Source organism: Alphaproteobacteria bacterium LSUCC0684 (genome assembly GCA_041228335.1).
Lineage (GTDB): Bacteria > Pseudomonadota > Alphaproteobacteria > Puniceispirillales > UBA1172.
In genome coordinates this window covers 1,999,391-2,021,461 of the sequence record CP166130.1, presented here as the reverse complement: position 1 = coordinate 2,021,461, position 22,071 = coordinate 1,999,391, and the positions used below count along the sequence as shown (strand labels likewise).

Here is a 22,071-nt window from a genome sequence, read left to right as displayed (position 1 = left end):
CGTTAATATGGTATGATATGATCAAGTTACCAGTGCTTGTGAGGATGCCATGGCCCAGCGTATTGCTCTTGTCGATGATGATCAGAATATCATAACTTCCGTCTCGCTTCTGCTGGAAGCCGAAGGGTTTGAAGTTGACACCTATACCGATGGGGAGCAGGCGCTGATCGGGTTAAGGCGGCGGCCGGCTGAACTTGCCATTCTTGATATCAAAATGCCGCGGCTTGACGGGATGGAATTGCTGACAAAGATCCGGGCCAGCAGCATGATGCCCGTCATCTTTCTGACCAGCAAGGATGACGAACTTGATGAAGCGCTTGGGCTTCGCATGGGTGCTGATGACTACATCACCAAGCCATTTTCCCAGCGTCTCCTGCTGGAGCGGGTTCGGGCGGTGCTCCGGCGGGCCGAAAAATCCGACGCGCCTGGCGGGGAGGGCACGATCAGCATTGGCCACCTCAGCATGGATCCGGATCGCCATTCCTGCAGCTGGAAAGGCAAGGACGTGCGGCTCACCGTTACGGAATTTCTCATCCTGATGGCGCTTGCCCGGCGCCCGGGTGTTGTCAAGAACCGGGATCAACTTCTGGATGCGGCCTATGGCGAGACCACCTATCTCGACGACCGGACCATCGACAGCCATATCAAGAGGCTGCGCCGCAAGTTCCGGGAAACCGACCCGGATTTTGACGGCATTGAGACACTTTACGGGGTAGGGTATAAATATACGGAGACAGCCTAACCCGGGTGGACCCCAACCTCATGGCCGCACAAAACATGTCGCCGCAAAAGATGGCCTCCAAGGATCATAATCGAAGGCGGTTTTCGCCACTTACGTTGCGAATCTTCGTTATTGTGATTTTCCCGACGGCCATGTTTCTCATCGGCCTGCTCCACCTTGATCAGTACCGCCAGACCGTCCTGCAGTCGGAAATTGATGCGCTCTACCGGCAGGGAAATACCCTGGCCCGGACCATTGGTCTTGCCGACAGCGAATATTCGGAACTGGCACAGCGCAAGATCTCATCGCTGACCCTGCAACGCGCATCGCAACTCATCGCCAGTATTCCTGATGCCCGTATCCGGATCTTTCAGCCTGACGGGCTCATGATTTCCGACAGTGCACGCGCCGGCAGTGCCCTGCCGCGGACCACCCTGACGCCGAGGCTGACCGAAGACCTTGACCTGATGTCGCCGTTCCGGAAGATGGTCGGCAGTATCGCAAAAGCGCTGGCGCCACCGGACAATTACCCTTTCTACCAGGAGAAGCCGGTCCAGTCGGCAAGTGATTTTCCGGCGGTGCTGAATGCGCTCAGCGGTGAGCCTGGCCGACTTATCATGCGTGATCGCAAAGGCAAGCTAATCCTCGGTGTTGCGGTGCCGATCCGCCATCTTCGCGTGGTGCGCGGCGCGTTGCTCGTCACCGCCTCGGGTGCGCAGGCTGAGGCCGATATCCGGGCCGTCCAGCAAACCTTTATCCAGATCTTTCTCGGGATCATGGTGGTGACCATCGGGCTCGGGGTCTATCTGGCACGTTCCATCATCGGCCCCATCTCTCAGCTTGCCCGGGCGGCCGATGACGTGCGCCAATCCAGCGGCCAGAAACTCTCTCTTCCAAAGATGATGGACAGGCGTGATGAAATCGGTGATCTGGCCCGTGATCTTGCGGCCATGACCGATGAGCTCCAGACAAGGATGCAGGCCACGGCCTCCTTTGCCGCCGATGTCTCCCATGAGATCAAGAACCCGCTCACCTCACTGCGCAGCGCCGTTGAAACCATCGCCCGTATCGATGATCGTGATCAGCAGAAGAAGCTCATGAATATCCTGCTTGAAGATGTCAAGCGACTTGACCGGCTGATCACGGATATTTCCGCGGCGAGCCGACTCGATGCCGATTTGTCGGTGGCGGAATTCACCCGGGTTGATCTTTGTGAACTCTTCCGGAATTTCGTTGCATCACGCCGGATGGCGCTTGGGGATGACCGAGTTCATTTCAACGTCAGTCTTCCCGATGAGCCGGTTTTTGCGGATATTGCCGTGGACCGGATTGTTCAGGTGCTCGACAACCTTTTTGCCAATGCCAAATCATTCAGCCCGGAAGGCGGCGAGATCAACCTTGCTCTTGAGCAACACGAAAATAAAGCCGTGGTAACCATGTCGGATCAGGGGCCGGGCATTCCCGAAGGCAAGCTTGAGGCGGTGTTTGACCGGTTTTACAGCGAACGTCCCAAGGAAGAGAAATTTGGCCAGCATTCCGGGTTGGGGCTTTCCATTTCCCGGCATATCGTCGAGGTCCATGGCGGTAGGCTGACGGCATCCAATATTGGTGATGCCAAGAAAGGTGGGCCGAGCGGCACCCGAACCGGGGCCCGAATGACGATGAGCCTGCCGATTTCCCATGTTCAGGAGCCTGACCCTGTGGCATAATCCATGGTCTGCGAGGTATGACCCATGAAAAGCGATATGGAATGGGAGGCCGAAGTTCCCCCTGACATGCGAAGGCTTGTGCTGATCTCCGGCCTGGCCGGATCAGGCTATTCCACGGCACTGACCGTGCTTGAGGATGTGGGCTTTCTTGCCGTGGACAATCTGCCGCTTGCCCTGATGGATCACCTGATCAGTGTTGAGGTGGAAACAGCCGGCAAGAAAGTGGCGGTTTCAATTGACGGTCGCACGTCGGGCTTTGATGTGGCCGGGCTTGCCGGTCTGCTCGAAGATCTCCGCCGTCGTCTTGGCCCGAAAGTCAGTCTTGTTTACCTTACGGCGGAGGATAACGAACTCTACCGCCGGTACAACGCGACACGCAGGCCGCATCCGCTGGCGCCCCGATATCCGGGGTTCAGCCTTTCCGATGCGATCCGGCAGGACCGAAAGGATATGGAATCACTTGAAAAACTGGCGGATGTATTCATTGATACGACCCGCTCATCGCCGTCGGATTTCCGTAAAACACTCCTCGACAAACTTGGTATCATTTCCCACGATGTGCTGTCGGTGACCGTGCAAAGTTTCTCCTACCGTCGGGGCGTGCCACAGGATGCGGATATGGTTCTTGATATGAGGTTTCTCAAAAACCCGCATTGGGAAGAGGGTATGGCTGAACTGACCGGCGAGGACAGCGCGGTTCAGGCCTTCATCGAAAAAGATCCGGCGTTCCGCCCGTTCATCGATGCAGCGGTTGCCATGCTTGAAGAGACCCTGCCCCGATATCATCAGGAAGGGCGGCCAAGATTTGTTCTTGCAACCGGATGCACTGGTGGCAGACACCGATCTGTCTTTGCTGCCCTGACATTGTCAGAGGCGCTCAAAAATAGGGGATATTCCATCCGTCTCAACCATCTTGAGATCTGATCCTCCGTTGCAATGGACTTCGGGTTCTGGTATCAAAATTATCGATTTGAAATGAGGATTAGTGCATGACACAAGATTATCAGATTGCTGACATTACCCTGGCTGACTGGGGGCGTAAGGAAATTGCCATTGCCGAAGGTGAAATGCCCGGTCTCATGGCATTGCGTGATGAATATGCTGGCAGCAAGCCTCTGGCTGGCGCGCGCATTGCGGGATGCCTGCATATGACCATCCAGACAGCTGTCCTGATCGAAACTCTTGCTGATCTCGGTGCCGATATCCGCTGGTCATCATGCAATATCTTTTCAACCCAGGATCAGGCGGCGGCCGCTATTGCGGCAGCTGGCATTCCGGTCTTTGCCCATAAAGGTGAGACGCTGGAAGAATACTGGGATTTTGTTGACAAGATCTTTGACTGGGCCGATGGCAAGCCCGCCAACATGATCCTCGATGATGGCGGCGATGCGACCATGTATATTCTGCTTGGGGCACGGGCCGAAGCTGGCGAAAAGGTTCTGGAAAACCCTGCTTCGGAAGAAGAAAGATATCTCAAGGCCCAACTGGAAAAAAGACTGGCGACAAGCCCGGGCTGGTTCACCGCCCAGCGCGATGCCATTCGCGGCGTGTCGGAAGAAACCACCACCGGTGTTCTCAGGCTGTATCAACTGGCTGAAAAGGGTGCCCTTCCTTTTCCGGCAATCAATGTCAATGACAGCGTGACCAAGTCCAAGTTCGACAACCTCTATGGCTGCCGTGAATCCCTTGTTGACGGGATTCGCCGTGCCACCGACGTGATGCTGGCGGGCAAGGTTGCCGTGGTCTGCGGTTATGGTGATGTGGGCAAGGGCTCGGCCGCGTCGCTCCGCCAGGGCGGCGCCCGGGTGATGGTGACGGAAATTGACCCGATCTGTGCGCTGCAGGCAGCCATGGAAGGCTATGAAGTTGTCACCATGGAAGAAGCGGCGGCTAAAGCTGATATTTTCGTGACCGCGACCGGCAACCAGGATGTCGTGACCATTGATCATATGCGGGCCATGAAAGATCGTGCCATCGTCTGCAATATCGGTCATTTCGACAACGAAATTCAGGTTGAAGCCCTCGCCAATTTCGGCTGGAGTGAGGTCAAGCCGCAGGTTGATGAAGTGGAATTCCCCGATGGCAAGAAGATCATCCTTCTGGCCAAGGGCCGGCTGGTGAATCTCGGCTGTGCCACCGGGCATCCATCCTTTGTGATGTCGGCTTCGTTTACCAATCAGGTGCTGGCGCAGATCGAACTCTGGGAACGGGCGTCCTCCTATGAGAACAAGGTCTATACCCTGCCACGCCATCTTGATGAGAAAGTGGCCATGCTCCATCTTGAGAAAGTTGGCGCAAAACTGACCAAACTCACGGATTCCCAGGCCGGGTATATCGGCGTCAGCGCCCAGGGGCCCTTCAAGTCCGATCAGTATCGCTACTAGTGCCGGTCAGCATGGCGGATGACCTGAACAAGATCGCCGCCTTGAGGAGCGAAAGCCCCGAGGCCACGATGGCTATCGGGGAAGCGCTGATCCCGCATCTTGAGCCAGGGGATATTCTTGCTCTTAAAGGTGATCTCGGCGCGGGCAAATCCACCTTCGCCCGCGGGATGATCCGGGCCGCCCTCGCCCGTTTCGGGATTGATACCGATGATATCCCGAGCCCGACCTTCACGCTGGTGCAGACCTATCCCTTTGCCAAGGATGGGGACAGGGAAACAGAGATCTGGCACATGGACTGCTGGCGGCTTGAAACCCCGGATGAAATCCTTGAACTGGGTTTTCAAGAGATTGAAGGGCGCCACATCGCCCTGATCGAATGGCCGGAGAAGATTGCCGGATATCTGCCTGGCGATGCGTTGACAATCTTGATGGAAGAGGCGGAGGGTCCATCGGCACCGGCGATCCGGCAGGTGAGTTTCCTTGCCGGGGCGGAACACGCATCAAGATGGCGGGAAAAACTTGTTGCTGCAGGTTTGATGTAAACCCTGTCCTTTCGGACAGGTTGCCGTTCAGCACGGGCTTTCCATATGCAGGATTGATCACCATGGATGCAGCGATAAGCGATGGCAATCCAGGTAAAATTCCCTAGACTGGAACGATGACCTCACAACCGGGATTCATTCATAATATCGAGGCTGGTGAACCCTTTGCCGATGATCTGGTGCGCGGGGTGCTGGAACTCGCCAAAGGCCCGGAAGATCTTGCGGACAGTTTTATCCTGTTGCCCAATCGCCGGCTTGCCAATGCAGTCCGGGGAGCGTTCCTGCGCCAGGCATCAGGAAAAGCCATGCTGCTACCTAGGCTGATGCCGATCGGTGATGTGGATACGGATGCCGAAGAACTGATCATCTCCGGCTGGGACCGGGATGACCTGCCGCCGGTGATCGACCCGCTGGAACGCCAGCTTCATCTGGCACGACTTATCCCGAAAGGAGATCTTGCGCTGGCAGATCACATGGCGCTGGCACGGGCACTGGGGGAATTCCTTGATCAGGCACAGACAGCGGGATGTTCCTTTGACCGGCTGAACACCCTTGCCGAAGATGAATACGCCTCCCACTGGCAGCGAGTTCTTGCGGTGCTCCGGATTGTGACCGAATACTGGCCGCTCAAACTCGAACAGCTCAACCGAAGTGACCCTGCTGCCTGGCGCAACGCCGCCATTCTCGCCCGGGCTGAGGCCTGGCGGAAAAAAGCACCACCCGGCCTGGTGATCATCGCGGGCTCCACCGGGTCTATCCCGGCTACCCAGGAGCTGATGCGTGCGGTGCTGGAGCTTGAGCGCGGGCATGTCGTGCTGCCCGGCCTTGATATGGACATGCCGGAAGAAGACTGGCAGGCGCTTCTGGGCGAGGATGAAACCACCATCTGCCATCCGCAATATCCTCTGGCCCGGCTTCTCAGCACTCTCGGGGTTGACCGGGGAAAGGTGCTGAGATGGCCTAAACCCACCGGAGATGATCGAGGTTCAGCCCGGAAGGCGCGGCAGGTACTCCTGCGTGAAGCGATGCGGCCCGCCGAACAGGCAGGTGCGTGGCGGAAAATCCCGCTCAACCGCAAGATCGGGGTGGCAAGTCTTGAGGGGCTCAGCCGGATTGACTGCTATGATCGGCGCGAGGAAGCCGAGGTTATTGCGCTGGCCATGCGTGAGGTGCTTGAAACCCCGGGCCGGACCGCAACCCTCATTACGGCGGACCGTGCGTTGGCGCGGATGGTTTCAGGGGAGCTGGTGCGCTGGAATATTCACATCAGCGACAGCGCAGGCATTAAACTTGGCGATACCAACGAGGCGCAGTTTCTGCGGCTGATTGCCGAGGCCTGGACCGGGGGATTTGCTCCATCGGCACTTCTGGCCATGGGGTTTCATCGGCTGGCATCGGCCGGTCTTGGGCGGGTGAAGTTTCGCCAGCGCCTGCGGCAGCTCGAATTACTGGTGCTTCGCGGCCAGCGGATCCCGGGAGGGCTTAAAGGTATTGCCGAAGCAGCAGGGCGGGTCAGCCCTGACCTTGGGAGATTTGTTGAGGAGGCGCTGATCACGCCGCTCAAGCCCCTGTCAAAATTCACCCTTGGTGTTGAGGTGCCGCTATCTCGCCTGACGGATGCGCTTGGGCAGGCAGCGGAGTTGCTCGCGGCCGACCCGGATGAGCCGCTTCGTCCCTGGCAGGGGCAGGCGGGGGTCAGGCTTGCACGGTTTCTGCATCGGCTCACGGTGAGCGGTGATAAGACAAATCTTACGCCGGAGGATCTGCCGTCGGTGCTCACCCAACTGATGGCCGGAGAGACAGTCTATCCCGAAGAGGTGGGCCATCCGAGGCTTTCGATCCTTGGAGCCGTGGAAGCCCGGATGCAGACCGCGGACCTGGTGATACTGGGCGGGATGAACGAGGGCACGTTCCCGTCCCATCCCCCGCCCGACCCATGGATGAGCAATGCCATGCGAGCATCGTTTGGTCTGCCGCCGGCAACCTGGCGGATAGGTCTTGCCGCCCATGATGTGATGATGGCGCTGGCCAGACCTGAGGTTCTTATCACCCGCGCTGAACGCGAAGACGGCAGCCCGACTGAAGTTTCACGCTGGTTGCGACGGCTTGAGGCGGTGCTGGATGTGGCAGGACTCAACTGGCCGGAACCGCCAGCCTATCGGGAGATTGTGCGGCGCCTGCATGTTCAATCCGGCCCGCTCCGCCCCTATACGTGTCCTGCCCCGCGGGTCTCTGCTGCGTTGCGGCCAAGGCAGTATTCCGCCACCGAGATTGATATGCTCCAGCGTGATCCCTACGCCATCTATGCTAAACGGATACTCAGGTTGAAGCCACTGGATCCGCTCGACCAACTGCCGACGGTGGCAGATCGGGGCAATCTCGTTCATGAAGCGCTGAAAGTTTTCATCGACCAGTTTGGCAAGGGCAGATTTCCCGCTGATTCGTATGATCGCCTGATCTCTATTGGCGAAGAAGCGTTCAAGGCCTATCGCGGTGATCCATGGGTGAAGACCTTCTGGTTCTCCCAGTTCAGAAACATTGCCGCGTGGTGGATCGAACAGGAAATAACAGCACCGGAAATGCGACAACGGAGCTTTGCCGAAAGGCGGGGGGAGATCAGAATCACCCTCCCGGATGGGGAGATCATACTGACCGCCAAGGCGGACCGGCTTGATCTCCTCGCCGATAATCGTCTGGTGGTGATTGACTACAAGACGGGAAGTATCCCCAGCCGAAGCAATGTTGCCCGCAATCAGGCACTGCAGCTTCCGGTTGAGGCGGTTATTGCCGCCCGTGGAGGGTTTCCTGAAATTCCTGCTCCCTGTCTGGTTGAGCGTATCGAATACTGGCAGCTCAAGGGGCGGCGAAGCGATCGCGGGAAGATCATTGATGTCACCCCGGAAGATGACTGGATCACCCGCGCCGAAGAGCATATCACCGATCTGGTGCGGCGCTTTGCCCTTGATGAGGAGCCGTATCTCTCGGAGCCGGATCCGGGCCAGGCCAACCCCTACAGCCCGTACAAGCATCTGGCGCGGGTGCGTGAATGGTCGCGGCTGAGTCCGGATAGTGACGCGAGCCCCGGGGAAGGAGATGACCGGTGACAAAGGACCTGCGTTCATTAAGGCAAGAGGTGATCGCCTCGGCAACCGCAGCCCAGCATGCGGCGGCAGACCCGATGTCCTCGGTCTGGGTTTCCGCCAATGCCGGAACTGGCAAGACACGGGTGCTCACCAACCGGATTTTGCGTCTTCTTCTTGGCGGCGCGCGGGCAGCGGACATTCTGGCGGTAACCTATACCCGGGCGGCGGCGGCGGAAATGCGCAACCGCCTTTATGAGCGATTGTCAAAATGGGCCGTTGTCCCGGAAAGCGAGCTTACCGATTCTATTCGTCTTGTCGGGGTTGAGCGTCCCTCCCAGAAAGAGATTGCCCGGGCCCGCCAGCTCTTCACCCTTCTGCTTGACGATCCTGTCGGTCTCCGGATTGAAACCGTGCATGCCTTTGCCCAGTCGGTCCTGCGGCGGTTCCCGATCGAGGCAGGCATCCAGCCGTATTTCGATCTGGCGACAACCAACCAAACCAAAACCCTGCGCATGGAAGTCGCGGATGAGGTGATGCGTTCGGCAGACCCGGTGATCACGGCGGCACTGGCACGGCTTGCCGAAGACATCGGGCAGGACCAGATGATGTCACTGACCAAAGACATTTTTGAATATGCTGAATTCATGGAGGTACTGGCGCGTGACCCGGTCCGAATAAAGCGCGGGCTTTTCGTGGCCCTTGAAGTGCCTGAGGCCGCCGATGATCCCGCAAAAGCAATAGATGAGCTGCGGCAGGAAATCACCAAACTGGGGAGAGGTCGAAAAGAGCAGCTTCAATATTTTGCCGCCGCTCTTGAGACGGGAACAGATAAGGAGAAAGAAAAAGCAGGCAGGCTCAGGGCATGGATGGAAATGGATGATGAGGCACGTGAAGCGGCTTTCGAAGATATTTCGATGTTTTTCCTCACCAAAACAGATTTCTTGCCACTTAAAAATCAAGCGACCAAGGCGGTCAGGAATGCCTTTGCCGATGCGGTTCTGTTTGCTGAAAGGGAAGCTCACCGTCTTGTGGATGTTTTCAGCCGGATCAATGCCATTCAGACAGCAGAGCGCAGTTTCCCGCTCCTTCTTGTGGCCGAGGCTATGTCACGCGGGTATCGGAAGCGAAAACTCCATGCCGGGCTGATGGATTACAACGACCTGATCACCGATACGGTGCGGCTGCTGGAAGCCGATGGCGGTGCGGCCTGGGTAAGGTACAAGCTTGATGAGGGCATCTCCCATATTCTGATCGACGAAGCGCAGGATACTAGTCCAAGCCAGTGGCGCATCCTGTCCCGGCTGGCGGCAGAGTTCTTTACCGGCGACGAAGATATCCCGAAAGACCAGCCAGGCCGCAGCCTTTTTTCGGTGGGGGATTACAAACAGTCCATCTACAGTTTCCAGGGGGCCGAGCCAGATCTTTTCCATGATCAGGAAGTGACCTTTCAAGGCCGCGCGGCGCAGGCGCGTAAACCTTTCCGCCGGGTCGATCTTGATACCTCTTTTAGAAGTGCGGGCCCGGTTCTCCAGCTGGTTGATCAGGTGATCGGGGCATCAACTCTCCCTGCTCATGAAGACAATAGTGGTGAGGATGCCGCGCGCCAACCAGGATTACCCGGGCTTGGGCAGGCAGCCCGTCACGGGATCAGCCGGATTGGGGAAAGCGGGTTTGTCACCTTGCTTGATCCGGTGACTTCGGATGAAGAGGCGGGGAATTCTCCGCCTGAACTTGTCATGGCAAGGCAGATTGTCGAGGTGCTCAAATCCTGGATCGGCAAGAGGTTTCTGCCCGCAAGAGGCCGGATGATGCGGCCAGAAGATATCCTCATCCTTGTTCGCAAGCGCAGGGGATTTGCCCAGATCCTTGACCGGGAGATCCGTCTTGCCGGCCTGCCGATGGCAGGCGCGGACAGGGTAAGGCTGAGGGATGATATCGCGGTAATGGATCTGATTGCGCTTGGGCGGGTGATGTTGCTGCCTGAAGATGATCTTACCCTTGCGGCGGTGCTGAAATCGCCGGTGTTCGGCCTTGGGGAAGAGCATATTTTCAGGCTTGCCCATGATCGGGGAGAGGCCCGACTGTTCCAGCGCCTTGCGGCTCTCGCACAAGAGAATGAGGAGTTTGACGCCGCCCATGAAAAACTGCTCGCGCTCATGGGAAAAGCGGAGTCTTTTCGCCCCTATGAGTTTTACCGGGCTGTTCTCGACAAGGATACCCGCAAGGCATTTGCAACTCGGCTCGGGGCGCATGTCATGGATGTGCTGGCCGAGTTTCTCGATGCCGCCCGCCAGCATGAAAAGCTCCATTCGCCAAGCCTGCTTGGGTTTATTGAAACCATGGAAACCACCGATGATGAAGTCAGCCGCGAAAGCCTGACAAGGGGCAGCAATGAAATCCGGATGATGACCATTCATGGCGCCAAAGGTCTTGAGGCGCCGGTGATCGTTCTGCCCGATACGCTGCGTGATCGCCACATCGCGGGCCAGATCGTCACCATATCGCATGAGGGGGTGGATTTCCCCGTGCTTCCGGCGAGAACAGGACGCCTTTCTTCGATCATCGAGGCTGCCATCGAGGCCAAGAAACAGAAGGCGGAGGAAGAAGAAAACAGGCTTCTTTATGTTGCCCTGACCCGGGCCGAAGATGGTCTTCTTATCGCGGGATATGAAGCGAAATCTCGCCGGATGATGGAGGGTAGCTGGTATGAGAAAATTGCCGCGGCGATGAGCGAGTTGAAACCGGGGCCTTGTATCGAAGCCGGGCTTTCCGGCGTGACGCTCACCTCATCCCAAGAAGAGCAGGTGCCGGAAAAGGATGTGGTGGTCACCGAGCCTCAACTTGTGCATGAGCCTGAATGGATTGATGCGATGGCGCCTCCTGAAGAAACACCGCCAAGGCCGCTTTCTCCTTCCTCCTATTTTGCTCCGGAACAGGCCTCTTCCCCGACGGGTGAGAGCCGCCGGCGTGCCATGCTGCGCGGGAGTCTTGTCCATCGGCTGCTCGAGCTGCTACCACGCCATGAGGGCGAAGCCCGGGACAGGGCTGTTGCGCGCATTCTTGAGGTGATGACTTCAGATATGCTGTCTCCGGCCGATGTGGAAAAAGCGCTTGCTGATGCGGAGCGCGTGATGGCAGATCCGGCACTTGCAGATATATTTCATCCCGATGCCCGCGCCGAAGTGCCGGTCTCTGGTCTGGTCGGAACGCGAGTGGTCACCGGAATTATCGACCGGCTCAGAATTACCGAGAAGACCGTCACGCTGGTGGATTTCAAGACAGGCCAGCCACCTGAAGAAAAACTGCCACCGCATTTTCTTTCCCAGATGGGCTTATATGCAAATCTTCTCGGCCAGATCTGGCCGGGGCACGATATCCGGGCTGGCCTTGTCTTTACCGAAGATGGTTCGATCAGGTGGTGTGATCCCGGAGATCTTGCCGAAGCTCTTGAGGGTGTTTGCCAAGGTTCTTGACGCTTGAGAGGGCAGTTCTTACATTATTATGAGATTCAAATTTTTTGGAGAAGTGCCATGCCCACAACCAAAACCACCGATGCTGATTTCGATGCCGATGTGCTCCAGTCCGATAAGCCGGTCCTGGTTGATTTCTGGGCCGAATGGTGCGGTCCCTGCAAGGCTATCGGCCCGGCGCTGGAAGAAATCGCCGATGAGATGCCGGATAAGGTCAAAATCGTCAAACTCAATATTGATGAAAACCCGATAACCCCTCAGCAATACGGGGTTCGCGGCATTCCCACGTTGCTTATTTTTGAAAATGGTCAGGTGAAAGCCGAAAAAATCGGTGCATTGCCGAAAAGCAAACTCAGCGAATGGGTTGAAGAATCGATTTGAGCGCAGACCCTATCGGGGTGGCGTTTCATTGACATCAAGCACATGCCCGGCGAGGTAAAGCGAGCCTGCAATCACGATATGGCTGCGGCTGTCGCCCCTGATAGTTGCAGCCTTTTCCAAAGCATCTTCAATACTGGTGGCGGTCACAGCCCTGATCCCGCAGTCTCTTGCCGCTTCGGCCATGGTGATGGCATTGAGGCTGGCTTCCTGCCCCGGAATAGTCAGGGTTATTGCGCTCATGATCGATGGTTTGAGCTGATCGAGAAAGTCACGTGGCGGCCTTGTGTTGAGGGCGCCGGTCACCAGGATCCATGGCGCATCGGAAATCGTGCCTAAAGTGGTGGCCAGCGCTCTTGCGCCATGGGCGTTATGTGCTCCGTCAAGCCAGAGCTGACACCCTTCGGGCAGCAGCGACCGAAGCCTGCCTTCGGCGAGATGCTGTACCCGGCCGGGCCAGATGGCATTTGCAAGACCACGGGCGATGCTGGCGCTGGATATCTCCGGGAAAACCGAGGCAAGCACGGCAACCGCAAGGCCGGCATTGTCCTGCTGATGCGGGCCCATGAGCCCGAGCGTATCGGCAGCAATTCTTCGCGGACCCAGTTCAATATCGATCCCAAGACTGCGGGGATGAAGCGTAAAACCATGATGAGGGGTGATAAGCGGGCTGCCCAGACGCTGCGCCTCACGTTCAATGACGGCGGCGGCGTCCTTCTCCTGTGTCGCGCTGAAGACCGGGACATCGGGACGAAGGATGCCGGCTTTCTCAAGGGCGATGGCGCCCAGAGTATTGCCGAGGAAATGTTCATGGTCACGGGCGATCGGGGTGATGACGGTTGCCAGCGGCTTCGGGATCACGTTGGTTGAATCGGCACGCCCGCCAAGCCCGGTCTCAAGAAGGACAACATCAGCGCGGCTACGGGAGAAGGCCAGCATGGCCGCTGCCGTCGTCACTTCAAAAAAGGTGATGGGATCCCTGCCATTGATATGCTCAACCTCTTCGAGGAGAGCGATCAACTCATCATCGCTGATCAACTCTCCGGCAAGACGGATCCGTTCATGAAAACGGACAAGGTGCGGTGACGTATAGGCATGGACCCTGAGGCCGGCCGCCTCCAGCATGGCGCGAAGAAAAGCCAGTACCGAGCCCTTGCCGTTTGTTCCCGCCACATGAATGACCGGTGGCAGGCTCAGATGAGGATTACCGCATTTTTCAAGTATCCTGAACGTGCGATCAAGCCCCAGATCAATGAGTTTCGGGTGCAGGCGGGAAAGCCGCTCAAGAGCGCGGCTAACGGCGGGCGAATTCGCGGTATTTGTCATGAGATTATTCGGCGGCGCGGGCGGGTGACGCATCCATCAGCATGGAAAGGATACGGCCAATGGTTTCAGCCTGCTTGGCGCGTGGGACCACCATGTCCACCATGCCATGTTCTTCGAGATATTCGGCAGTCTGGAAATCATCGGGAAGTTTTTCGCGCACTGTTTCCTCGATGACGCGTCTGCCCGCAAAGCCGATGATCGCCCCGGGCTCGGCTATCTGGATATCCCCCAGCATGGCAAAGGATGCGGTGACGCCGCCGGTGGTGGGATGCGCCAGCAGAACCAGGTAGGGAAGGCCTGCTGTTTTCATCTTGTTGACGGCAATAATCGTCCGTGGCAGCTGCATCAGCGACAGAATACCTTCCTGCATGCGCGCGCCGCCCGTTGATGGAATGGTGATCAGCGCAGCCTTGCGCTCAAGAGCTTCCTCGGCGGCGCGGAGAATGCCGTCACCAACAGCCCGGCCCATCGATCCGCCCATGAAGCGAAAATCAAAGGCGGCAACAACAACCGGATTACCCTTGATTGTTCCCGCCGCTACCATGATCGCGTCATCAAGGCCAGTTTTGGAACGGGTATCCTTGAGCCGGTCGTTATATCGCTTCAGATCACGGAAATTGAGGGGGTCATCTTTCTTGCTTTCGAGGGAAATGACCTCGGCCTTGCCGTCGTCGAAGAGAAGCTGCATCCGGAGATGCGTTGCCATCGGCATATGTGCCCCGCAGGTATTGCAGGTGTTGAACTGTTCTTCGAATTCCCGGTGAAAGATCATCTGGCTGCAGGACGTGCATTTGATCCACATGTTTTCCTTGACGCTGTCCTGGGCGACAAGCGCCTTGATTTTCGGCAGCACGGTTTTCTGAAGCCAGTTCATGTGTTCTTCTCCTCCATCACGACCTCGGTGGTCCTAGCGGGCGCATCCCTTGGCAAGTTCCGAGACCAGCGCAAGCACCTCGCTTGCGGTATTGGCGCTGGCGCTGTTGCCTTCTGTCAGTGTTGCGGCCAGCGTGTCCACCGCTGCTGACCCGACAACCACGCCATCGGCATGTTGGGCCGCTTCATTAACCTGGGCTGCGGTCCGGATGCCAAACCCGACTACGGCCGGAAGATCACTGGCTTTCCGGATCCGTGCCATGGCATCGCGGATACTGTCTCCGGAAGCGGAACGCGTGCCCGTGATGCCCGTTATGGATACATAATAGACGAAACCGCTGGAATTTGCCATCACCTGCGGCATGCGCGCATCATCTGTTGTGGGAGTGATGAGCCGGATGAAATCAAGTCCCGCAGCCCGGGCCGGAAGGCATAATTCGTCGTCTTCCTCCGGCGGTAGATCCACCATGATCAATCCATCAACACCTGCCTTGATTGCATCGGTGATGAAACGGTCAACGCCATAGATATAGATGGGGTTGTAATATCCCATGAGGATAAGCGGCACGTCCGGATGTCGGGCCCGGAACGCACGGGCCAAATCGAGAACATCGCCAAGTCTGGTACCGGCACGGAGAGCACGCAAGGACGACGCCTGTATCGCCGGGCCATCGGCCATCGGGTCAGAAAATGGCATGCCAAGCTCGACGAAGTCAGCGCCATGATCCGGTAATCCAAGCAGGATTTCCCTTGACGTTTCAAGATCGGGATCGCCGCCGGTGACGAAAATCCCGAGGGCGGCGCGATTTTCTTCCTTTGCTTTGGCAAATGCTCTGGCAATACGCATCAGAGTTTCCCCCTGGCTTCGAGCATCGGCAACACGGCGCCAAGATCCTTGTCGCCGCGGCCGCACATGTTCATGATAACAATCTGGTCTTTATCCATCTTGCCGATCATGGTGGCGATGAAAGCGAGCGCATGGGCAGGTTCAAGCGCCGGAATAATTCCTTCAAGACGAGAGCAGAGCTGGAAATATTCGAGCGCCTCCTCATCCGTGGCGCTGACATAATTGACACGGCCGGATTCATGCAGCCAGGCATGTTCCGGACCAATGCCGGGATAGTCAAGTCCGGCCGAGATCGAATACGCATCCTTGATCTGGCCGTCGTCATCCTGAAGCAGATATGTCCGGTTGCCATGCAGAACACCTGGCTTGCCACCGGTGAGTGAGGCGGCGTGATCACCGGTTTTCAAGCCCTTGCCAGCGGCTTCGACGCCGTAAATCGCGACATCCTCATCATCAAGGAAGGGGTGAAACAGGCCAAGGGCATTGGAGCCGCCCCCGATACAGGCGACCAGCGCATCGGGCAGACGGCCGGCGGCTTCCATGATCTGTTGCCGGGCTTCAATGCCGATGATGGACTGGAAATCCCGAACCATGGCAGGGTAGGGATGCGGCCCTGCTGCGGTACCGATAATATAGAAATGGGTTTCCGCGTTGGATACCCAGTAGCGCAAGGCTTCGTTCATGGCATCCTTGAGGGTGCCGGTACCAGAGGTGACAGGATGAACCTTCGCGCCAAGCAGCCGCATCCGGTCTACGTTGGGCTTCTGTCTTTCAACATCTTCAGCGCCCATGAAGACTTCGCATTCCATCCCGAAGAGGGCGCAGGCGGTGGCCGAAGCGACGCCATGCTGGCCTGCACCTGTTTCGGCAATGATCTTCGTCTTGCCCATTTTCCGCGCAAGCAGGGCCTGGCCGATGACGTTATTGATCTTGTGGGCGCCGGTATGGTTAAGCTCATCGCGCTTCATATAGAGCCTGGCGCCGCCAAAATGTGCCGTGAGGCGTTCCGCAAAATACAAAGGCGAGGGACGCCCGATATAATGCTTGCGATAGTATTCCAGTTCATTCTGGAAATCCGCGTCGGTGAGGGAATCTTTCCAGGCTTCCTCAACCTTGAGAATCAGCGGCATCAGGGTTTCTGCAACGAATCTGCCGCCATGAATGCCGAAACGTCCATCTTCATCAGGTTGGTTGCGCCACGAATTCGGCGATTGCTCATTCATAAAGGCATCTCCGTGAGATCAAATCGTATGATTATTCCGTTTTAGCCGAAAGCGCGGCAGAGACAAAGCGCTGAATAGCCGCATGATCCTTAATTCCCGGGGACCGCTCAACCCCGCTTGAAACATCCACCGCTTCAGCGCCGCTGATCCGGATGGCTTCGGCCACGTTACCCGGTTCAAGTCCGCCTGCCAGCATCCAAGGCGTGGTGCCGGTGTAATGCTGCATCAATCCCCAGTCAAAGCGGTGGCCGGTGCCCCCGGGAAGATCGGTATTTATGGGAGCGGAATCAAACAGCAGCATATCCGCCGCCCCGTCATAAGCGCGCGCGTTGATCAGGGTGTCCGGGCCGGTAACCCGCAAGGCCTTCATCACCGGAATGGCAAAGCGATCCCGGATGGTGGCGATTTTCTCCGGGCTTTCACTGCCGTGGCATTGAAGCATGTCCGGGTTTGCGTATTCGGCGATTACGGCCAGTCTGTCGTCATCCGCATCAACCACCAGCGCCACGAGATCAGGGGCGTTTTTGAGCTCATCCGCATGCTGGCGAAGGATTCGGGCATCTTCATAGCTGATATGGCGCGGTGATTTTTCAAAGAAAACCATACCCGCCCAACGGCCTTTTGCTGCAGCCACGATGGCCAGGTCTTCCGGTGTTCGGATGCCGCAGATTTTGGTTCTGGCCATGGGTTTGCCTAAAACTGGGGTGGAGGGAGTGCGGATTGTTCCTGATCGTCTTTTTCTGTTTCGTGCTGTTTGCGCTCAAGGTCTTTCATCTTCCGGGACAACCGGCGCCGTTCAAGGCTGCTGGAGGTTAGCGGAACAAGCATGCTGAACGCACCGAGAAGAAGACCGATGGCAACACCGCCTATTCCCACAACCCAGAGCGGGACCAGAAGTCGCGCCTCAAGAGGCCAGAAGCCAAGCGAAACCGAATCGGAATTGCTGATCGTGAACAGGATCGTGAAAACGATCACCGCCAGGGTCAATGCCAAGCCAAGCAATCTGCCAAGAAAGCTGAAAATGGAAAACTCCACCTTTTCTGGATCATCCTTTTATGCGGAGATCTACTGATTCAGGCGCTCACGCATGCCCTTGCCCATTTTGAAGAAAGGGACATTTTTCGCATCAACATCAACACTTTCGCCTGTTCTTGGGTTGCGGCCCCGGCGGGCATCGCGGTGACGGATGGAAAATGCGCCAAAGCCGCGCAACTCAACCCTGTCTCCCCGGGCCAACGCGTCGGAAATCGTATCAAAGAAACAGTTTACGATGCGTTCAACATCGTGGTGATACAGATTATCGTATTTTTCCGCGAGAACAGCAATCAGCTCAGACTTTGTCATCCCTACCTCCGAAACGATAGGGTTAGATGATGCCCACTCCCCTTTTTTTTGTCAACTGTTTCAACACGTTGTTAAGGGGAGTGGGAAAAAGATATGTGGCCGTCTATTCGGAGGCCTCGCCGCTGTCTTCGTCTTTGGCGGCCTTGCTCTCTTTGGCAGCTTTCTTCGGGGCTTTTTCCGTGGTCTCGCTGTCACGTTTTGCGAGGGCGGCACCAAGGATGTCGCCAAGGCTTGCACCGCTGTCGGAAGATCCAAATTCAGCCATGGCCTGTTTTTCTTCCGCCATTTCACGAGCCTTGATGGAAAGGTTCAGCTTGCGTGCTGAGGCATCCACCGTGGTGATTTGGGCATCCACCTTTTCGCCAACGGCAAATCGATCCGGACGCTGCTCGCCCCGATCACGGGACAAATCGCTTCGGCGAATGAACCCGCTGACACCTTCGCCAACCTCGACTTCAAGACCGCCATCGGTGACGGCGCTGATCGTGCAGGTGACGATATCGCCCTTCTTCATGTTGGAGAGAGATTCGCCAACCTGATCTTCGGTGAGCTGCTTGATACCAAGGGAAATACGTTCTTTTTCCACGTCGACTTCAAGCACCTTGGCCTTGACCATATCGCCCTTCTTGTAGGACTGGATGGCTTCATCGCCCGCCACATCCCAGGAAATATCAGACAGGTGAACAAGGCCGTCAATCTCTTCGTTGAGGCCGATGAACAGACCAAACTCAGTGATGTTGCGAACTTCACCTTCGATCTCATTGCCTGCTGCATAGGTGTCCTTGAAGGATTCCCATGGATTCGGGTTGCACTGCTTGAGGCCGAGTGAAATCCGGCGCTTGACGCTGTCAATATCAAGCACCATGACTTCGACTTCCTGGCTGGTTGAAACGATTTTGCCAGGATGAACGTTTTTCTTGGTCCAGGACATTTCAGAAACGTGAACCAGGCCTTCAACGCCGTCCGCCAGTTCAACAAACGCGCCGTAGTCGGTGATGTTGGTGACGCGGCCGGTTACCTTGTTGCCGATCTGGAAATTCGACTGCGCGGCTTCCCATGGATCGGACTGCAACTGTTTCATGCCAAGCGAAATACGCTGGGTTTCCGTATTGAAACGGATAACCTGAACTTCAACGGTTTCGCCAACCTGCAGGGCTTCAGAAGGATGGTTGATCCGGCGCCAGGCAATGTCGGTCACATGAAGCAGGCCATCGACCCCGCCAAGATCGACGAACGCACCATAATCGGTGATGTTCTTGACCACGCCGCTGAGAATCTGGCCTTCCTGAAGGTTGGACACAAGTTCCGAACGTGCTTCGGCGCGTGATTCTTCGAGAACGGCACGACGTGACACAACGATATTGCCGCGTTTCCGGTCGATCTTGAGGATCTGGAAAGGCTGCGGGGTGCCCATGAGCGGGCCGAGATCACGCACCGGGCGGATATCAACCTGACTGCCAGGCAGGAAGGCGGTGGCGCCGTCGAGATCAACGGTGAAGCCACCCTTGACCTTGCCAAAGATCACGCCGGTAACACGTTCCTGCTTTTCATGTGCAGTTTCAAGCGCGGCCCAGGCTTCTTCGCGGCGCGCCTTCTCCCGGCTGAGCATGGCCTGACCGTTCCGGTCTTCCATGCGTTCGATATAGACTTCCACTTCATCACCAACCGAGATAGACGGCTGCTGGCCGGGTGGGGTGAATTCCTTGATCGGAACACGTCCTTCAGATTTCAGGCCGACATCGATGATCACGGCCTCCTTGTCAACGGCAACAACAATACCGCGGACAACACTGCCTTCAATGGTGATCGTCTCATCGAAGCTTTCTGCCAGCAGGTCGGCAAAGTTTTCATTCATCGCATTGGCGATGGCACTATTGGTTTCAGTCAAGATTTTCTCCGTGTGGTGCCGTCTCAAGGTTTCAGCAAGGCTGAAGCCCCGCCCTGGCTGGTTCAGGGTGCCCATGATGCCAAAGCTGCCCTTTGGGGGCCACCACGGATGCTCGGCTCTGCATATCCAGCAATCCGAAAGTTACAGGGTCTTCCGTGGCTTTGGTTCCAGAAGACGGAAATGTCAACGGTTGAGCGCTGACAGCGCGAACGCCACCATCTCTTCTATGTTTTTTGCGCTCGTGTCAACAAAAATGGCGTTTTCGGCCGGGACAAGTGGGGCATGACTTCTGTTCCGGTCCCGATGATCCCTTTCCTCAAGCTGTTGCCTGACTTCATCAAGGCTGAGCGAACTCCCCGATTCATGAAGCTCCTGATGGCGGCGGCCTGCGCGGATATCGATATCAGCATCCACAAAAAACTTGGCATCGGCATCCGGCAGAACAACCGTGCCGATGTCGCGACCATCGAGAATGACGCCGGATTTATCCGCGGGATGATTCCGGGCAAATTGCCGCTGGTAATCGAGAAGGTGTGCACGAACCTCTGGCAGTGCCGCTATAATTGAGGCCATCTGGCCGGTTTCCGCGCTTCTGAGCGCATCATCAGCCATCAGGGCATCGTCGATCCTGCGGGCAGCCGCCACCGCGATGTCGGGGGTGACGTCTTTTGCCGTATATCCTTCATGCAAAAGGCGAAGCCCGACGGCACGATAGAGCGATCCGGTGTCAAGATAGGCAAGGTCAAGGCGCCGTGCCAGATGCTTTGCGAGTGTTCCCTTGCCTGAGGCGGCCGTGCCGTCCACCGCGATGATCATGCGTCGTCCGGCCGTATATCGGCGCCGATCTCATTCATCAGCGAGGTGAAATCAGGGAAACTTGTGGCAATGGTTTCGGTGCCCTCGACGCGAACAGGCTGATCGGTGCGCTGGCCGAGGACAAGGAAGGACATCGCGATTCGATGATCGTGGCAGGCATCGACGGTCATGCCGCCCCGGATATGGTCAGCACCCGTCACGGTCATGCTGTCTTCGGTGCTGAGAACAGTGGCGCCGGCGCGGACAAGTCCTTCTTCCATCAGGGCGATGCGGTCGGTTTCCTTCACCCGAAGCTCGGCAATGCCGTGCATGCGCGTCGTGCCTTCGGCAAAGGCGGCAGCGACCGAAAGAATGGGATACTCGTCGATCATGGACGCGGCGCGTTCAGCGGGAACATCTACCCCCTTGAGGCGAGAGGACCGGACGGTGATATCGGCGACAGTCTCCCCGCCTTCTATTCGCTGGTTCGCAAGGGTGATATCGCCGCCCATTTCCTTCAAGGTTTCGAAAAGCCCGAAACGCAAGGGGTTTGTACCAATGCCCGTCATGGTGATTTCCGAGCCTTCGGTGATCAGGGCAGCAACGGCTGGAAAAGCGGCCGAAGACGGATCAGCCGGAACATGAACATCCGCTGCGGTGAGTTGGGCATCGCCGCCAATCGTCACGGCCATACCGCCGTTTTCCGTTGGCGATTCCTCAACGGGAACGCCAAAATGCCTCAGCATGGCTTCGGTGTGGTTGCGGGAAGGTCGCGGCTCCACCACCCGGGTCTCACCCCGAGCGGTGAGCCCGGCGAGAAGAATGGCGGATTTGATCTGGGCCGATGCATGGGGGCTTTCATAGGTGATGCTCAAAGGTTGAAGAACACCTTCGATCAGCAGCGGCAGATAGGTGCCGTCCCGCGCTGAAACCTTCGCTCCCATTTTTTCAAGCGGGGTGGTAACCCGGGCCATCGGCCGCGCGGAGAGCGAGGCATCCCCGGTAAAGACAGCTTTTATCCCGCTGCCGGCGACAACCCCCATGAGCAGCCTTGCGCCCGTGCCCGAATTGCCGAGATCAAGAGGTGAATGTGGTTCAAGAAACCCGCTCAGGCCAAGCCCGTCGATGATCCAGCTGCCGTCGCTGTCCTTTTTGATATTTGCACCAAGCTGACGTAGAGCCCCGGCGGTGGCGAGAACATCCGCCCCTTCCAGCAGGCCGCGAACCCTCGTCTGTCCCCGGGCCAGCGTCCCCAGGATCAGTGCCCGATGCGAGATGGATTTATCCCCGGGAAGGATAATCGTCCCATGCAAATTGCCGGTGCGATGGGAAATCAGTATTGGCATGATGGGTAATTTCCTCAGAACCTTGACGGATGCAGAGTTTTACCACTTGATTGATGAAAAAATCAAATTATTGCTAATGAAGATTTTTGCTTGACCTTGTTTTGATTTCTTATGAAAAGAGCTTCATTAACAAACAATCATT

18 protein-coding genes are annotated in these 22,071 nt (G+C 57.1%); 8 read left to right on the top strand and 10 right to left on the bottom strand.

The features are described from left to right. Positions 1–49 precede the first annotated feature (49 nt). The 8 genes from AB8880_09685 to trxA all read left to right on the top strand — a co-directional run bounded on the left by AB8880_09685 (position 50) and on the right by trxA (position 12,290). Positions 50–742 carry a response regulator transcription factor gene (locus AB8880_09685; GenBank protein ID XDZ65191.1) on the top strand — a complete coding sequence of 231 codons (693 nt, stop codon included), beginning with the start codon at positions 50–52 and terminating at the stop codon, positions 740–742. 20 nt (positions 743–762) lie between these two features. Further along, complete coding sequence (locus tag AB8880_09680; GenBank protein XDZ65190.1) at positions 763–2,430, top strand: stimulus-sensing domain-containing protein; 1,668 nt, start codon at positions 763–765, stop codon at positions 2,428–2,430. Positions 2,431–2,454: 24 nt separating this feature from the next. Beyond that, entirely contained in the window at positions 2,455–3,354 is a 900-nt protein-coding gene (rapZ, locus tag AB8880_09675; protein ID XDZ65189.1) for an RNase adapter RapZ, read from the top strand. Positions 3,355–3,419: 65 nt separating this feature from the next. After that, entirely contained in the window at positions 3,420–4,814 is a 1,395-nt protein-coding gene (gene ahcY / locus AB8880_09670; GenBank protein ID XDZ65188.1) for an adenosylhomocysteinase, read from the top strand. Between the two features lie 11 nt (positions 4,815–4,825). Then, the gene (gene tsaE, locus AB8880_09665; GenBank protein XDZ65187.1) at positions 4,826–5,356 is read left to right on the top strand and encodes a tRNA (adenosine(37)-N6)-threonylcarbamoyltransferase complex ATPase subunit type 1 TsaE; all 531 of its coding nucleotides are present in this window, start codon (positions 4,826–4,828) and stop codon (positions 5,354–5,356) included. A 116-nt stretch (positions 5,357–5,472) separates the two neighbouring features. Then, positions 5,473–8,460 carry a double-strand break repair protein AddB gene (gene addB / locus AB8880_09660; protein ID XDZ65186.1) on the top strand — a complete coding sequence of 996 codons (2,988 nt, stop codon included), beginning with the start codon at positions 5,473–5,475 and terminating at the stop codon, positions 8,458–8,460. Beyond that, positions 8,457–11,912 carry a double-strand break repair helicase AddA gene (gene addA, locus AB8880_09655; GenBank protein XDZ65185.1) on the top strand — a complete coding sequence of 1,152 codons (3,456 nt, stop codon included), beginning with the start codon at positions 8,457–8,459 and terminating at the stop codon, positions 11,910–11,912. Before addB ends, addA begins: the two co-directional genes overlap by 4 nt. A gap of 57 nt (positions 11,913–11,969) precedes the next feature. Then, positions 11,970–12,290, top strand: a complete 321-nt coding sequence (gene trxA, locus AB8880_09650) for a thioredoxin (protein ID XDZ65184.1) — start codon at positions 11,970–11,972, stop codon at positions 12,288–12,290. Positions 12,291–12,299: 9 nt separating this feature from the next. Here trxA and AB8880_09645 read toward each other — a convergent pair whose 3' ends face one another. The 10 genes from AB8880_09645 to aroA all read right to left on the bottom strand — a co-directional run bounded on the left by AB8880_09645 (position 12,300) and on the right by aroA (position 21,929). Beyond that, positions 12,300–13,613: a folylpolyglutamate synthase/dihydrofolate synthase family protein gene (locus AB8880_09645; protein XDZ65183.1), complete on the bottom strand. Its 1,314-nt coding sequence runs from the start codon at positions 13,611–13,613 to the stop codon at positions 12,300–12,302. Positions 13,614–13,617: 4 nt separating this feature from the next. Then, positions 13,618–14,487, bottom strand: coding sequence for an acetyl-CoA carboxylase, carboxyltransferase subunit beta (gene accD / locus AB8880_09640; protein ID XDZ65182.1), 870 nt, complete (start codon positions 14,485–14,487; stop codon positions 13,618–13,620). 33 nt (positions 14,488–14,520) lie between these two features. Next, positions 14,521–15,333 (bottom strand): tryptophan synthase subunit alpha, encoded by an 813-nt coding sequence (gene trpA / locus AB8880_09635; GenBank protein ID XDZ65181.1) that lies wholly within the window; start codon positions 15,331–15,333, stop codon positions 14,521–14,523. Next, positions 15,333–16,556 (bottom strand): tryptophan synthase subunit beta, encoded by a 1,224-nt coding sequence (gene trpB, locus AB8880_09630; GenBank protein ID XDZ65180.1) that lies wholly within the window; start codon positions 16,554–16,556, stop codon positions 15,333–15,335. Before trpB ends, trpA begins: the two co-directional genes overlap by 1 nt. 31 nt (positions 16,557–16,587) lie before the next feature. Further along, positions 16,588–17,241: a phosphoribosylanthranilate isomerase gene (locus AB8880_09625; GenBank protein XDZ65179.1), complete on the bottom strand. Its 654-nt coding sequence runs from the start codon at positions 17,239–17,241 to the stop codon at positions 16,588–16,590. A gap of 8 nt (positions 17,242–17,249) precedes the next feature. Then, positions 17,250–17,591, bottom strand: a complete 342-nt coding sequence (locus tag AB8880_09620; protein ID XDZ65178.1) for a lipopolysaccharide assembly protein LapA domain-containing protein — start codon at positions 17,589–17,591, stop codon at positions 17,250–17,252. A 30-nt stretch (positions 17,592–17,621) separates the two neighbouring features. Further along, positions 17,622–17,900: an integration host factor subunit beta gene (locus AB8880_09615; GenBank protein XDZ65177.1), complete on the bottom strand. Its 279-nt coding sequence runs from the start codon at positions 17,898–17,900 to the stop codon at positions 17,622–17,624. A gap of 103 nt (positions 17,901–18,003) precedes the next feature. Then, positions 18,004–19,755 (bottom strand): 30S ribosomal protein S1, encoded by a 1,752-nt coding sequence (gene rpsA, locus AB8880_09610; protein XDZ67056.1) that lies wholly within the window; start codon positions 19,753–19,755, stop codon positions 18,004–18,006. Between the two features lie 216 nt (positions 19,756–19,971). Continuing rightward, a complete protein-coding gene (gene cmk / locus AB8880_09605) occupies positions 19,972–20,604 on the bottom strand; it encodes a (d)CMP kinase (GenBank protein XDZ65176.1) in 633 nt (210 codons plus the stop codon). Beyond that, a complete protein-coding gene (aroA, locus tag AB8880_09600) occupies positions 20,601–21,929 on the bottom strand; it encodes a 3-phosphoshikimate 1-carboxyvinyltransferase (protein ID XDZ65175.1) in 1,329 nt (442 codons plus the stop codon). Before aroA ends, cmk begins: the two co-directional genes overlap by 4 nt. Positions 21,930–22,071: the final 142 nt, after the last annotated feature.